Source organism: Nocardiopsis exhalans, from assembly GCF_024134545.1.
GTDB lineage: Bacteria > Actinomycetota > Actinomycetes > Streptosporangiales > Streptosporangiaceae > Nocardiopsis > Nocardiopsis exhalans.
Genome location: NZ_CP099837.1, coordinates 4,512,701 through 4,527,302 on the forward strand (window position 1 = coordinate 4,512,701; position 14,602 = coordinate 4,527,302).

The following is a 14,602-nucleotide window of genomic DNA, read 5'->3' on the forward strand; positions in this document are numbered from 1 at the left end:
CGGAGGCGAGCAAACCCGGCTGTGATCTCTTGCCCACCAGGTCAGCCGCCCCCGTCAGCGTGTACAACCGCCGAGTTCAGGTGGCCCCCGCGACCCGGGCCTCGGCCGCCCGCGCGCGCCAGGCGGCGGGGTCGGTCTCGACCGCCGCCAGCGCCACCTCGTCCACGGCCACCGGCCGGACCGGCAGGAACCCGTCCTCGGGCAGCAGTGGATCGGCGGTGACGTCGGCGGTCAGCATCTGCATGGTCGCCAGTCCGCAGGCGTAGGGCAGTTCGGGCAGGGCGGCCGCCAGGGCCACCCCGGCGGCCAGTCCCACGGACGTCTCCACGGCGCTGGAGACCACCACCGGCAGACCGCAGGCCTCGGCCAGCCGCAGCGCGGCGCGGACGCCGCCCAGGGGCTGGACCTTGAGCACCACGATGTCCGCGGCGTCGGCGGCGCGCACCTTGAGCGGGTCCTCCGCGCGGCGGACGGACTCGTCGGCGGCGACCGGAACGTCCACCCGGCGGCGGACCGCGGCGAGTCCGTCCAGGTCCGCGCAGGGCTGCTCCACGTACTCCAGGTCGAACCGGTCCAGTTCGCGGGTCATCCGCACGGCGGTGTCCACGTCCCAGGCGCCGTTGGCGTCCACCCGGACCCGGCCCGAGGGTCCGATCGCGGCGCGCACGGCCTCGACCCGGGCCACGTCCTCGCGCCAGTCCTGGCCCTTCTCCGCCACCTTGACCTTGGCCGTGGCGCAGCCGCCCGCGGCCACGATCCCCGCGGCGCGTTCGGGGTCCACGGCGGGCACGGTGACGTTGACCGGCACCCGCTCGCGCAGCGGCTCGGGCCAGCCCCGGTGGGCCGCCTCGTGACAGGCGGCCCACCAGCGGGAGGCTTCGAGCGGCCCGTACTCGGCGAAGGGCGAGAACTCGCCCCACCCGGCGGGGCCGCGCACCAGCATTCCCTCACGGACCGTGATGCCCCGGAAGCGGTTGCGCAGAGCGATCGCGAAGGCCCGCCCCCCGGCGGGGGTCCCCGCCGGGGCAGGTTCCGAGGCCGCGGTCACGGGCGGCGCGGGAACTTGTCGAACTCCGGACGGCGCTTCTCCTTGAAGGCGTCCCGGCCCTCCTGGGCCTCCTCGCTCATGTAGTAGAGCATCGTGGCGTCACCGGCGAACTGCTGCATCCCGGCGGCGCCGTCGCTCACGGCGTTGATCGCGCCCTTGAGCATGCGCAGCGCCAGCGGGGACTTCTCCAGCATCTCGCGGGCCCACTGCACGGTCTCCTTCTCCAGGTCCGCGAGCGGCACGACGGTGTTGACCATGCCCATGTCCAGCGCTTCCTGGGCGCTGTACTGGCGGCACAGGTACCAGATCTCGCGGGCCTTCTTCAGGCCCACGGTCTCGGCCAGCAGCCAGGAGCCGTACCCGCCGTCGAAGGAGCCGACCTGGGGGCCGGTCTGCCCGAACTTGGCGTTGTCGGCCGCGATGGTCAGGTCGCAGCAGACCTGGAGGACGTTGCCGCCACCGATGGACCAGCCGGCGACCATGCAGATCACGGGCTTGGGCAGGCGGCGGATCTGCACCTGGAGGTCGAGCACGTTGAGGCGGCCGATGCCCTGCTGGGCCACGGCGTCGTCGCCGATGTAGCCGTCGTCGCCCCGGATCTTCTGGTCCCCGCCGGAGCAGAACGCCTGGTCGCCGGCGCCGGTGAAGATGATCACACCGACGCTGGAGTCGTCCCGGGCGATGTTGAACGCCGTCTGCAGCTCGAAGAGCGTCTGGGGACGGAAGGCGTTGTGCCGCTCTGGGCGGTTGATCGTGATCTTGGCGATGCCCTCCGCGGTCTCGTAGATGATGTCGGAATACTCGCCCGACCGCTGCCAGTCGATCACGCTGCTCACGGCTTCTGCTTCTCCTCACGGGGATGGGGACGGTGTGGGTGCCGGTCGTCGTGCGACCGGGCTACCCAAGCGTCAACCCTACGCATTCTGCCAGGCGGGCCGGGACGCACGGGCACGCCCCCCGGCGGTGGGCTACGGCCCGGGCCGGTCGGACGGCGCCTCGCGCGAACGGGCGTACGCTGGGGCACCGTGGCACAAGCAAGCGAACCCCGGTCCCCGTTCACCGACCGCGAGGGCGATCGCGCCCTCCCGGCAGGTCGCGCCCTCCAGGCGGTACGCGGGCTTTCCCCCGAAGACCTGAACCGGCTGCTCTCCGAGGCGTTGGACGGTACCGGCCCCGCTCTGCTGCCCGTCCCCGACGGCACCCCCGACGCCCGCGTGGACGCGCTGCTGGCCGCCATGCGCCCGTCGTCGCTGCGCACCCCGGACGGCATCACCGACCTGGCCGGGGGTGCCCCGGTGGGGTCGGACGCGGCGCTGCTGATCACCACCTCCGGATCGACCGGCCAACCCAAGGGCGTGGAGCTGTCCGCGGCCGCCCTGCTGGCCTCGGCGCGCGCCTCGGTGGCCCGGATCGGCGCCGCTCCCGGTGACAGCTGGCTGTGCGTACTGCCCGCCGGGCACATCTCCGGCATGCAGGTGATGATGCGCGCGATCGTCACCGGGACCGAGGCGGTGCACGCCGCCTTCGACGTCGACGCGGTGCTGGAACTGGCGCACGGGCTGCGCCCGCACGTGTCCCTGGTGCCCACGCAGCTGCGCCGGCTGCTGACCGCCGGGGCGGACCTGAGGGTGTTCGGCACGATCCTGTTGGGCGGGGCGGCCGCGGAGCCCTCGCTGCTGGAGGAGGCCCGTGCTGCGGGCGGGCGCGTGGTGACCACCTACGGGATGAGCGAGACCTGCGGCGGGTGTGTGTACGACGGTGTCCCCCTGGACGGGACCCTGGTCCGGATCGCCCGGCCCGCTGGTTCCGAAGACCCCGAAGAGCCCGGCCGCATCCTGCTCGGCGGCCCCGGCCTGCTCACCGACTACCGGCTGCCGCCGGGCGCGTGCCTGGAAGGCATCCGGGCCGCGTCCGAGGACGAGGCCGGGCTGGCCGTGGACTCCGACGGAAACCGCTGGCTGCACACCAACGACCTGGGGCGTGTGGACGCCGAGGGCCGACTGCGCGTTCTGGGCCGGATGGACGAGGTGGTCAACACCGGCGGCCACAAGGTGGTCCCCGGCCAGGTGAACGCGATCCTGGCCGCGCACCCGGAGGTGGCCGAGTCGGTGGTGGTGGGCCGCCCCGACCCCGAGTGGGGCGAGCGGGTGAGCGCGGTGGTGGTGCCGACCGACCCCGAGGCCCCGCCGACGCTGGCGGCGCTGCGCGCCTGGGTACGCGAACGGCTGCCCGCCTACGCCGCCCCCAGAGAGCTGGACCTGCGCCCCGCTCTGCCGATGCTGGCCTCGGGCAAACCGGATCTGGTCGCGCTCCGCCGGCCCCGTTCCTAGACACCGGCACGAACTAGGGGCTTCTCACCCCGGTGATCTTGCTACCAGTAGCAAGATCGACGCTGATTTCGCTTCTGGCAGCAAGAGGCGTCACGGTGAAGGGGGGCGGTCGCAAACCGGCGTTTACCGGTGCGGTCCGTACACGTGGGACCCTGGCCCCTGGAGGACCTTGTCCGGAAGGCGGGGAACTTCCGAAAGCTCCCTGGCGTCTACTTGAGTATCCGGTTTCTTCGGCCCCTCTTCCAAGGAGGTCCGCGGTTGGCGGCAGCCATCGGTCCACTCGTCCGCTCCCCCGTGCCCGGAACGCCTGGTGCGCGGCGGTCCGAGCGCCGAAGCCGAGCGCGTTCCTTTACCCGCACGGGTCCGCATTCCGCCACTCATGACACAGTGATCTATGCCACCCTCGCCGATATCCAATCGAGACAGGGAACATTTGACTCGCCGACACGTTGGACATATTGGCGCGTCCAGTCGGCGGTAACCCTCCGCCACGTGCCACACGTCCTGGAAGGGAGGGAGGTGCCCACATGACGAGCACTGCCCTAGCCGCTTCGAGCCCCGAGGTCGAAGCCCCCGGTGACAACGCTCCGGCCGAGGGCAGCGCCGCCCACACGGCGCTGGCCGACCTGCTCACCCAGGGGCGCGCTCAGGGACACCTGTCCCTCTCCGAACTACGTACCGCTTTCTCCGCGGCCGGAGTCACCTCCAGTGACGGCCGCTCCATCCTGCGTGAACTCACCGAGAACGGGGTCCGACTCGCCAACGGGGGCGAGAACGGCAAGGACTCCGCGCTGGTGGCCGACCCTGACGCCGAGGACGACGTGCTGGAAAACACTCTCATCGCGACGGTGCCCGACACCGACGAGGCACCCAAGGCCGCATCCGGCAAGGGCGCTCCGCGCAAGGGCCCCTCCACCCGGAGGAAGGCCCGCACCACGCGGCGCACCAAGAAGACCGAGACCACCCAGGCCACCACCGATCCGGAAACCGGTGAGGCCGACCTCGACGACCAGTCACCGGCCATGGGCGACTCGGTCCACACCTACCTCAAGGCGATCGGGCGGCGCCAACTGCTCACCGCCGAGCAGGAGGTGGACCTCGCCAAGCGGGTCGAGGCCGGACTCTACGCCGAGTACCGGCTCGGGCTGCACGGCGAGATCGACGAGACCGCCAAGATGGCCGACGTCGAGCGCGAGGAGCTCGAGTGGGTGGCCGAGGACGGCCGCAAGGCCAAGTCCCACATGCTCGAGGCCAACCTGCGCCTGGTCGTCTCCGTGGCCAAGAAGTACAGCGACCGGGGGATGTCGCTGCTGGACGTGGTCCAGGAGGGCAACCTCGGCCTCATCCGCGCCGTGGAGAAGTTCGACTACACCAAGGGCTTCAAGTTCTCCACCTACGCCATGTGGTGGATCCGCCAGGCCATCCAGCGCGGGTTCGCCGACTCCGCGCGCACCATCCGCCTGCCCGTGCACGTTCTGGAGCTGCTCAGCAAGGTGAGCCGGCTGGAGCGCGACATGCACCAGGCACTGGGCCGCGAGCCCACGCCCGAGGAGCTGGCGCTGGAGCTGGACAAGACCCCGACCCAGATCGAGGAGCTGCTGCGGGTCACCCGCCAGCCGATCAGCCTCGATTCCACCATCGGTGAGGACGGCGAGACCCGCATCGGTGACCTGATCGAGGACGTGGACGCCTCGGAGGCCTCCGAGGTGGTCGACCGCCAGCTCATGGCCGACCAGCTGCGCAACGCGCTCTCGGACCTGGAGCCGCGCGAGGCGACCATCATGTCCCTGCGCTTCGGTCTGATGGACGGCCGACCGCGCACCCTCGACGAGATCGGCAAGCACCTGGGGCTGACCCGGGAGCGGATCCGGCAGCTGGAGAAGCAGTCGCTGTCCAAGCTGCGCCACCCGAGCCGGGCCCAGCAGCTGCTGGACTTCGCCAGCTAGGGAAACAGCGAAGACGACCGTGGAGCCGCCCCCCTCACGGGGAGCGGCTCCACCGCTGTGTCCGGTGCCGGCCGGGCTCAGGGACAACCCCGGTTTTCCCCTGGTATCCCCTGATATCCGCACTCACCGGCTGTTCGCCCGCGGCCGCTGGTGCGAGCATGGCCAGATGACGAACAACCCCCAGCGGCAACAGGACGAGATCGCCGCCGCGCTGCGCGCCAGCCGCGAGCTGGGCCCCGAGTACGACGAGGCGGTGGCCGCCTCCCTCGTCGAACGCGTCGACGACACCATCGAGGAGCGCGTGAAACACCACGTGGCACTCCAGACGGGCGCCAACGAGACCCGCCGGGGGTTGGCCGCCAACAACGTGCGGATGGTCCTGTCCCTGGTGTGCCTGGGCGTCAGTATTCCGGCGACGGCCATCGGCGCCGGGATGGCCGGTCCCGCAGGGATCTTCCTCGTGTGGGCGGGCCTGATCGCCTTCTACCTGATCTCCGTGACCGGCCTGCGCCGCTGAGCACACGAAGCGGGGCGGGGACCGTGTCGGCCCCCGCCCCCGTCATGTTCGACCGACCCCTCGGGCGCGCTAGTAGCCGCAGGCGTCGAGGATCATGTCATGGGTGTCGGCGGTCCAGTCCAGGGCCTCTTCCAGAGCGGCGTAGTTCTGGTCGAACTCCAGCTCTTCCAGAACGGCGTTGACCGCGTCGGCCCGCTCGGCCGCGTCTTCGCGGAGCGAGCCGCGCGCCACCTCCTCCAGATACTCCACGTCCAGCATGTGCTCGTACAGTTCGTCGGCGTGCTGCTCCTGGAAGGGGATGTCGTCCACCAGGATGTCCTGCCGGATGCTTTCCGCAGCGGAGTTGACCCCGCTGATGGTGCTCTGGATATCGGCGCACGCCTCGTCGATCTCGGCCCGGTTTCCGGAGCAGGCGGTCAGCGCCAGCGTGGCGGCCAGGGCGGTGGCCGCGAGGGGAAGGGCACGGGTGAGGGTTCGGGGGTGGGACACGGATACTGCTCGTTTCCTTCTCGGGGGTTCTTGTCAGGGGACCACACGGACGCGAGCGGGGGCCGCGGGGCCGGATCAGCCAGGGGTCAGATCACAGCAGGGCGACGATCACCAGGATGATCAGCAGACCGACCACGGCCACCAGGCATCCGACCAGGCTGGCGAGGCCGCCGTGTCGGCGCGGGGCGAAGCCCGGACCGTCGTTGTAGTAGTGGCGGTTCCTACCGCCGTACCAGCGACGCCGCGGCCGCGTGCTGTGGGCGGCCCCGGCCACGTACGTGGGGTTGGACCGACTCGCGCGCGAGGAACGCGCGGGCCTGGGGGTGCGTGCGGGCCGGGAGGCGCTGCCACGGGAGTTGAAACCGCCGCCGCCGGAACGCCCGGGACTGCCACTGCTACTGCCACGGGAGCTGAAACCGCCGCTGCCGCTGCTGCCTCGGGAGTTGAAACCGCCGCTCCTGGAGCCACCAGAACGGCCGCCGCCGGAACGTCCTCCGCCCGAGCGTCCACCACCGGAGGAGCGACCGCCGCCGGAACGTCCTCCGCCCGAGCGTCCGCCGCCAGATGACCGTCCGCCGCCAGATCTCCTGCTCATCGGCGCCTCCTTGGGGGTAGTCGTTCGACGCCACCGGGGGAAGGCGACGCACTAGAACAGTAGCGTTCGGTAACGCCGTTCAGGTGCGTTGTGCGGGTTTTCGTCCGGTTACGGTCATCACGGGCAGGGACGGAACCACACGGGCCACTCGCGCGTCGTGACGTACCGGGCCGGGTTTCAGCCCTCCAGGGCGGCGCGCAGGATCTCGACGGCCTCGTCGTGTTCCAGGCCGACCCGGTTGATGACCTCGGCGTAGGCCCTGGCAGCGGCGAGGGCCTCGGCCCGCTGGTCGTCACCGGCGGCGGCCACGAAGGTGCCGGAGCGGCCCCGGGTCTCCACCACTCCGGCCTGTTCGAGTTCCCGGTAGGCCCGGGCGACGGTGTTCACCGCGACCGAGAGCTGCCCGGCAAGTGCGCGGACGGTCGGCAACCGGTAGCCGACCGGGAGCTCGCCGTTGGCCGCCGCGATCGCGACGACGGCCCGGATCTGTTCGTAGGGCGGAACTTTCGACGCCGGATCAATGCGGATGAAATCCGCCATGCCCTTCTTCGCTCCCCACCTGGCTTGCCGACTGCGCACCCGGTGCGGGCCGGGCGTTCCCCCAACCTATCCCCCGCCTGCTTTCCCTCAACAACCCCCCGCCGGGAAACAGGCGCAGAACAGCTAGGGAACCGGCGCGAAGAACCCCACGGGGGTGAGCCGTGGGGTTGTCAGGACTACCGGGGGCGACCGCGTCCGGTGTGGGCCGGGGTCAGGCCACCGGCGACCGGGGCACCCGCTGGATGCCGTGCAGCCGGTGGGCCTCCCGGGCGGTGAGCAGCCGCTCGGCTACCTGGGTGGCCTGCTTGACCTCGGGCCGGGCCAGGCGCTTACGGCGCTTGATGCGGTCGTCGTAGCCCTTCACGCCGACCAGCACCCGCTCCTGCGCGTAGGCTGCCCGCATCGCCTCGGTGAGCGCGGTGTCCAGCTCCACGCCGCGTTCGTGGACCTCCTCGACCGGGGCGCCCGCTTCACGGGCACTGTCAAGGGCCCGTTCGGCCTCGACCACCGACCTCAGGAGTTCGGGCAGACGCTCGGCCCGTTCCTCGTCCTGGGCGAGGTGTTCCCGCGCCTTCGTCATGTCCTGCTTGGCAAGTCGCATGTCCGCTCTCCGTGGGGAGTACCGTCAGCCGTGTCGAGGCAACCCTATGGGTGACGAAGATCATCTGGCGAGCCGGGCTGTGCGTCGGTACTGGCGTCACGGCCCCGGAGCTGCCAACTTTGCACAGTCGGCCCCCTTGTCCCCCGGAAGGCACCAGAGTGAGCAGGAACTACGCCGGTCTCAGCCGTGAGCGCATCATCGTGGAGGCCCTCCACATCATCGCCGGACGCGGCCTGGGCGGTCTGTCCATGCGACGCCTGGGTGACGCCCTGGACGTGGAGGCGATGGCGATCTACCACCACTTCCCCAAGGGCAAGGAGCAGCTGTTCAACGCGATCGCCGCCTACGTCACCACGGCGCGGGTGGTCAGCGGGTTGCGGGAGGGCGAGGGTCCGCCGGAGGAGGTCGCCGCCGAGGAGCTGGCCACCGAAGGGGCGGCCGGTTCTCCGGAGGCCGAAGGCGCGGCCGAGGGGAGCCTGGCGGAGGCCGTCGGGACCGCCGAGGTGGACGACCGGCCCTGGGACCAGCGGCTGACCGGCTGGGCGGAGGCCTACCGGACCCGGCTGCTCGCCTACTCCGGCGCGCTCTCCCTGCTGATGCACCGCGCCCCGCACACCCTGGGTGAGGAGGACACCCGGGCGCTGCTGCACACGGCCTTCACCGAGGCCGGGCTGGCAGAGGCGGACGTGTCCCCGGCCTGTGACGCGCTGAACGCCTACTGCCTGGGTTCGGTGGCCCACCAGGTCCGGCACGAGGGGCGGGAGGACGCCCCGGAGGAGGCCGAGGCCCTGGCCCGGTTCCGGTTCGGTCTGCGGGCCCTCCTGCGCGGTCTTTCCAGCTGAGCCCTTCCGCCCGAGCCACGCCTCACAGGTGCTCAGCCGCCGCCCTGGGCGCGTACCCGTACCCGCTCGGCGCGCAGTTCGCGGGCCTCGTCCGGGTCAAGTACCGGTGCGGCGGTCAGCAGCTGTCTGGTGTAGTCGCTCCGCGGGTTCTCGTAGATGCTGTCGCTGTCCCCGAGCTCGACCACCTCGCCCTGGCGCATGACGGCCACGCGGTCGCTGACCTGGCGCACGACCGCGAGGTCGTGGGCGACGAAGACGTAGGTGAGGCCGAAGTCGTCCTGCAGCTCCGAGAGCAGGCGCAGCACCTGGTCCTGGGTGGACACGTCCAGCGCGGAGACCGGCTCGTCACAGATGATGAGCTTGGGCTTGAGGATCAGCGCGCGGGCGATGGCGATGCGCTGGCGCTGGCCGCCGGAGAAGGCGTGCGGGAACCGGTTGTAGTGGCTGGGTTCCAGGCCGACCCGTTCCAGCAGGTCCTGGACCTGACCGCGGATCTTCCTGGTGTTCGTGCCGCCCTGGACCCGGAGCGCGGTGCCGATGCTCTCGCCGATGGTCAGGCGCGGGTTCAGCGAGGAGTAGGGGTTCTGGAAGACCATCTGGACCTCGCGGCGCAACGGGCGCATTCGGCGTTCGGACAGGTGGGTGATGTCCCGGCCCTCGAATTCCACGGTGCCCTCGGTGGGCTCCAGCAGCCGCATGATCATGCGGGACAGGGTGCTCTTGCCCGAACCGGACTCGCCCACGATGCCCAGGGTCTCGCCTTTGAACAGGTCGAAGGTGACCCCCTTGACCGCCCAGAAGTCCGTGGCGCGACCCCAGAGGCCGCCGCGGACCCTGAAGCTCTGCGCGACGTCTCGCACGCGCAGCAGAGGTTCGCCGCGATCCCCGTCCGCGGCGGGTGTGGAAGGGGTGAAGGCGGAGAAGGCCTGGCTGGCGTCCCCGCGTTCGTCTCCGGGCCGGGGCGCTTCGGCGGCTTCGGTGGCTCCGGTGGGTGTCTCCCTCTCGCGTTCCTCGGCCCCGCCGGAGACACGGCGCTCCTCCTGGCGTGCCTTCTCCGCCCGCTCGGCGCGGTCCTGGGCGCGGCGCTCGGCCCGGGAGACCTCCACCCGCGGCACCGCGGCCAGCAGAGCCTGGGTGTAGGGGTGCTCGGGCGCGGACAGCACCCTGCGCACGTCGCCGCGCTCCACGGCCCGGCCCTTGCGCATGACCACGACCTCGTCCACCGATCCGGCCACCACGGCCAGGTCGTGCGAGACCAGGATCAGCGCCATGCCCAGGTCGCGGCGCAGCTCGTCCAGCAGGTCCAGGATCTGGGCCTGCACGGTGACGTCCAGGGCGGTGGTGGGCTCGTCGGCCAGCAGCACCTTGGGGTCGCACATCAGACCCATCGCGATCAGTACCCGTTGGCGCATACCGCCGGAGAACTCGTGCGGGTAGGAGTTGATCCGCTTGGCGGCCTCGGGGATGCCGACCCGCTCCAGCGACCCGAGCGCCCGGTCGCGGGCCTGGGACCGGGACACCTGGGGACGGTGCACGCGCAGCGCCTCGATCAGCTGGTTGCCGATCGTGTACTGCGGGTGCAGCGACTGCATCGGGTCCTGGAAGACCATCGCGATGTCGTTGCCGCGCATGGAGCGCAGCTTCTTGTCACTGGCGGTCACCACGTCCTGCCCGGCCACCTCGATGGAGCCGGTGATCCGGGCGCGACTGCCCCGGTGCAGGCCCATCAGGGCCAGCGAGGTCACGCTCTTACCCGAACCCGACTCCCCCACGATGCCCAGCGCGCCGCCCGCGGGCACCTCGAAGGACAGGCCGTCCACCGCGCGGACCTCCCCGTCCAGGGTCGGGAAGGTCACCCGCAGGTCGTCCACGCGTACGACGGGATCGGCGGAGGAGGCGGACGGGGAGCCGGCCGGGGTCCCCGCGGGGGTTTCGGTCATCGAAAGAACGCCTCTCTCAGCTGTGGATGCGCACGCGCGGGTCGATGAGCGGGTACACTAGGTCGACGATCAGGTTGCAGATGACGATGAAGAACGCGCCGAAGAGGGTCACGCCCAGGATCACCGGCAGGTCGCTCTGGGTGATGGCCTGGACGGCGTAGCGGCCGATCCCGTTGAGCGAGAAGACCTGCTCGGTCAGGACCGCGCCGCCCAGCACCAGGCCCAGGTCCAGGCCGAAGATGGTGACGATGGGGGTCAGGGTGGGGCGCAGCGCGTGTTTGAGCACCACCTTGCGCTCGCTCAGGCCCTTGGCGCGCGCGGTACGGATGTAGTCCTCGTTGAGGGTCTCCAACATGCCCGCCCGGGTCTGGCGGGCGTACATGGCCGCGTGCAGGAAGGCCAGGGTCAGCCACGGCAGGATCATGCCCTGGGCCCAGGCCAGCGGGTCGTCGGTGAAGGGCACGTAGCGCGGGGTGGCGAACAGCCCCCAGGAGTGCACCAGGAAGGCCAGGGCCAGCAGACCGGTGAAGAAGATCGGCAGGGAGACCCCGGCCAGGGCCACGCCCATCGCCAGGCGGTCGAAGAAACTGCCCTTCCACACGGCGGAGACCACGCCCACCGCGACCCCGCCGACCAGCCAGATCACGCCCGCGCCGATCGCGAGGGAGGCGGTCACCGGCAGCCGGGCGATGATCTCGGGGAAGACCTCCTGATAGGTCTGGAACGAGTAGCCGAAGCAAGGTGCGGCGCACTCGATGGTGTCCCGGCCGAACTGGTACTGCGCGCCGAAGAAGATGCCCCGGACGAACTCCCAGAACTGGACCGCGATCGGCTGGTCCAGACCCAGGCGTTCGATGGTGGCCTGGATCGCCTCGGGGGTGGGGGCCCGGCCCACGTACATCGTGGCGAGCTGCTCGGTGGTCCGCCCCGCCCATCTGGGCACCACGTAGAAGATGGCGAAGGTGACCATGGTGACCACGGCCAGGAGGAGCAGACCGGCTCCGAGTCGGCGCAGGATGTAGGTCAGCAAGGCGCGTGCTTTCTCTGTCGAAGCCAAGGCCCGGGGCCCGGGTTCGGAGCGGAGCAGAGTCCACCCCAAACCCAAATCGTAACCCAATGCAATCAACCGATCACGCTCTGCCTGCGGCGTGTGCCGGGGAGCTCTGACCCAAGAGCGGAAAGAACGTTGCCAACTCTCCGCGCCCTTCGTGCATCCAAGAAATAACGGAGAGCCGTGGCAAGCCGGGAGCGGTCTGGCTTAGGGAAAAACGGGAGCCACAGACGTGTCTTTGCTGAAGTACACCGAGTGCGAGTTCGACTCCACCAAAATCACCGAGGCCCGGGACGAATTCGAGGGGCTGCACGCCAAGATCGCGGGAAGGTCCGAAGGGTACAAATCCATCACCTCTCCTGCGGGTGACGAGTTCAGCGACCTGCTCGGCGACGGCATCAAGGAGATCGCGACCGAGAACCAGAGGGCCTGGAGCAGCTCCCTCCTGGCCTGCGTCCACGCCTACGGGGTACTCGACAAGGCGGCCACGGACACCGACTGGTACACCGACAAGATCACCGATATCAAAGCCCGGTTGCGCACCGAGATCAACTCCCAGCAGGAAGAGTCCTCAGCGCTCCGGGGCATCCGGATGGTGTACGACAACGAGGCGCGCAGCGCGTGGACCAAGTTCGTGGAGCGGTGCGAGGAGACCGAGGACATCCTCCAGGACGGCCCCCTCCCGCACCGCGTCCGCCAATTGGCCGAGGGCGGGTACTTCGGCAGGAACGAGCAGGTCGGCTACCAGAGCAGCGGAGACGTCGACTACATGCTGGTCTCGGCCGTCTCCCCCGAACTCCTCGCGAGGTGGGTGCTCAGCGCTCCCACTTCGGAGCACGATCTGGAAAAACTCGAGGAGGACTTCGGCCTCCCGCTGCTCCAGAGCCTGGTACGCCGGGCCCAGTACGCCGAGGAGAACGGTCTGCAGCTCAGCGAGGCCGAACTCCAGTTCCAGGAGGACTTCTACGCCGCGTTCGGCGAGATCAGCACTTACGACGGCTTCCTGGATTTCACCAAGAAGTTCGAGGACAGGGGCGAGCTCGACGCAGGCAAGCGGGAGGAGATCCAGCGCACCCTGGCCAACGGCCTGCTCGTGCTCTCCAACGAGACGGTCGGCGGCGGGATGTCCCGGCTCCCCTCCGACGTCCAGGAGGCCGCGGCGGGGAGAAAGGAGTTCACCGGCCTGTTTTGGGGCGTCAACGACACGAAAGAGTGGAAGGCCTGGAGCGACGACTTCACGGCCCTGGCCGACCTCCTCGACCATGCCGGTCCCGGGATGAAGGGCGGAACCGAGTTCTCGACCACGCTCCTGGGCACCGTCGCTCTCGACGACAACCAGGGCGCGAAACACCTTGTGGCGGAACGCGACCAGACCATCATCGACGTAGCCACGCGCAACCCCGAGGCCAGCAACATCATCCTCACCGGAAAGGACTTCGAGGGCAACACCTACGAGCACCATGAGCACCACCAGGGTCGTCTGACCCCGGAAGTCGCCCTGGAAGCCCTCTACACCAACAAGTGGGAGGACGGCGGAAAGGCCGTGCGGGGGCTCACCGACTGGATCACCCTCGAGGACGGCGTCGCAGAGGCGCGGGGAATCCCGGAGGGCGCACAGGACAAAGCCATGGTCGAGTTCATGAAGCTCATGGAGAACGAGAACCTGGTCGAAGCCCTGGGCCAGACCAAGCACAGCGTGCAGTACGGGGAGGGCGACGACCGGGTCGAGTGGAGGAACGTCTCCGCCACTCAGCTCAATCCCGACCTGGCCGACGGTTTCGCCGACCTCTTCATCAGCTACTCCGACACCTTCGGCCACACCGCGGGACTCGATCCCCACAAGCCGGTCGAGACGGGGATGAACGACAACGACGACCTCAGGTTCTCCAAGGACGCCCGTCTGGCCTTCACCCAGTTGGCGGTAGGCGACCCTGAGACCGCCGGACGCCTCTACGGGGAGGTCCGGGCGATGTCCGTCGCGGCGATGTACGGCTACACCGAAGACACCAACGCCGAAGCAGGGGCCAGGACGGGTGTCCTCACCGGGCTGGTGGAGCAGGCGCTGATCAACGAGGCCGAGAACCGGCAGGAGAACGACGAGGAAGCCGCCGCGAGAGCCGCCAAGGCGAAGAGCAGGGCGCTGGACCTGGCTGCCGCCCTCATGGTGGACGCCAAGACGCCGAACGTCGTCGCCACTGCGTTCAAGCACGTCGTGGAGGATGCTTGGTCGGATGGTAAAGGCGCAAACGCCACCTCCCACGTCCCGATCAGTAACGAGGCGTACGAGAAGGAGTTCATGACGAGCATCGCCATCCAGGCCCTGGTGGAGCAGGATCCGAGCGTGATGGACCGGATCGAGGACAAGTACCCGGGCAAGGTGGTCGAGGGTTCGGGCTCCGAACGGAGGATCCCGTTCGACCCGGACGACTGGAAGCACCCTGACGGCGGGAGCATCGTCGACGACGTCCTGGCCGAGATGGGCGACCAGACATGGCCGGGATCCGACCACAGGACGGCGGGGGAAGCCGTCAACACCTACATCGACACCTTCAACACACGGCGTGGGCAGCGGCTCGACCGGGGGAACGGCTGAGCCTGGTTCCCCGCACCCGCAAGCGCCCCACGGAGAAGGCCGGCAGCCTTCCTGGCTCTGCCCCGTAGGTGACCCCCAAGGGGCAGCGGTGTGCTACCGGCCCGCGGTTG

The 14,602-nt window shown here is 70.0% G+C and carries 13 protein-coding genes; 5 read left to right on the top strand and 8 right to left on the bottom strand.

The annotated features are described in order from the left end of the window. Nucleotides 1-76: 76 nt before the first annotated feature. Both NE857_RS19875 and menB read right to left on the bottom strand, forming a co-directional pair. The gene (locus NE857_RS19875) at nucleotides 77-1,048 is read right to left on the bottom strand and encodes an o-succinylbenzoate synthase (RefSeq protein ID WP_184364612.1); all 972 of its coding nucleotides are present in this window, start codon (nucleotides 1,046-1,048) and stop codon (nucleotides 77-79) included. Further along, entirely contained in the window at nucleotides 1,045-1,884 is an 840-nt protein-coding gene (menB, locus tag NE857_RS19880; RefSeq protein WP_017581160.1) for a 1,4-dihydroxy-2-naphthoyl-CoA synthase, read from the bottom strand. The genes NE857_RS19875 and menB overlap by 4 nt, the downstream gene beginning before the upstream one ends. Nucleotides 1,885-2,073: 189 nt before the next feature. On the opposite strand from menB, the gene NE857_RS19885 reads away from it, so the two are divergent. The 3 genes from NE857_RS19885 (at nucleotide 2,074) to NE857_RS19895 (ending at nucleotide 5,841) form a co-directional block, all read left to right on the top strand. After that, on the top strand, nucleotides 2,074-3,378 hold the full coding sequence (locus NE857_RS19885; RefSeq protein ID WP_425572057.1) for an AMP-binding protein: 1,305 nt from the start codon (nucleotides 2,074-2,076) through the stop codon (nucleotides 3,376-3,378). 527 nt (nucleotides 3,379-3,905) lie between these two features. Beyond that, nucleotides 3,906-5,324: an RNA polymerase sigma factor gene (locus NE857_RS19890; RefSeq protein ID WP_254417152.1), complete on the top strand. Its 1,419-nt coding sequence runs from the start codon at nucleotides 3,906-3,908 to the stop codon at nucleotides 5,322-5,324. Between the two features lie 166 nt (nucleotides 5,325-5,490). Then, entirely contained in the window at nucleotides 5,491-5,841 is a 351-nt protein-coding gene (locus tag NE857_RS19895; protein WP_254417153.1) for a hypothetical protein, read from the top strand. A 69-nt stretch (nucleotides 5,842-5,910) separates the two neighbouring features. Here NE857_RS19895 and NE857_RS19900 read toward each other — a convergent pair whose 3' ends face one another. From NE857_RS19900 to NE857_RS19915, 4 genes are all read right to left on the bottom strand, one after another. Continuing rightward, nucleotides 5,911-6,330 carry a hypothetical protein gene (locus tag NE857_RS19900; protein ID WP_254417154.1) on the bottom strand — a complete coding sequence of 140 codons (420 nt, stop codon included), beginning with the start codon at nucleotides 6,328-6,330 and terminating at the stop codon, nucleotides 5,911-5,913. Between the two features lie 91 nt (nucleotides 6,331-6,421). Beyond that, nucleotides 6,422-6,925, bottom strand: a complete 504-nt coding sequence (locus tag NE857_RS19905) for a hypothetical protein (protein ID WP_254417155.1) — start codon at nucleotides 6,923-6,925, stop codon at nucleotides 6,422-6,424. Between the two features lie 177 nt (nucleotides 6,926-7,102). Beyond that, on the bottom strand, nucleotides 7,103-7,465 hold the full coding sequence (locus NE857_RS19910; protein ID WP_017581154.1) for a GntR family transcriptional regulator: 363 nt from the start codon (nucleotides 7,463-7,465) through the stop codon (nucleotides 7,103-7,105). A gap of 211 nt (nucleotides 7,466-7,676) precedes the next feature. Beyond that, nucleotides 7,677-8,066, bottom strand: coding sequence for a hypothetical protein (locus NE857_RS19915; protein ID WP_254417156.1), 390 nt, complete (start codon nucleotides 8,064-8,066; stop codon nucleotides 7,677-7,679). Nucleotides 8,067-8,224: 158 nt separating this feature from the next. On the opposite strand from NE857_RS19915, the gene NE857_RS19920 reads away from it, so the two are divergent. Beyond that, the gene (locus NE857_RS19920; protein ID WP_254417157.1) at nucleotides 8,225-8,908 is read left to right on the top strand and encodes a TetR/AcrR family transcriptional regulator; all 684 of its coding nucleotides are present in this window, start codon (nucleotides 8,225-8,227) and stop codon (nucleotides 8,906-8,908) included. A gap of 32 nt (nucleotides 8,909-8,940) precedes the next feature. Here the strand turns inward: NE857_RS19920 and NE857_RS19925 are convergent, their stop codons facing one another. Beyond that, nucleotides 8,941-10,848 (bottom strand): ABC transporter ATP-binding protein, encoded by a 1,908-nt coding sequence (locus tag NE857_RS19925; protein WP_254417158.1) that lies wholly within the window; start codon nucleotides 10,846-10,848, stop codon nucleotides 8,941-8,943. A gap of 16 nt (nucleotides 10,849-10,864) precedes the next feature. Next, a complete protein-coding gene (locus tag NE857_RS19930; RefSeq protein ID WP_184364620.1) occupies nucleotides 10,865-11,878 on the bottom strand; it encodes an ABC transporter permease in 1,014 nt (337 codons plus the stop codon). Between the two features lie 253 nt (nucleotides 11,879-12,131). On the opposite strand from NE857_RS19930, the gene NE857_RS19935 reads away from it, so the two are divergent. Then, nucleotides 12,132-14,492, top strand: coding sequence for a TPR repeat domain-containing protein (locus NE857_RS19935; protein WP_254417159.1), 2,361 nt, complete (start codon nucleotides 12,132-12,134; stop codon nucleotides 14,490-14,492). Nucleotides 14,493-14,602: the final 110 nt, after the last annotated feature.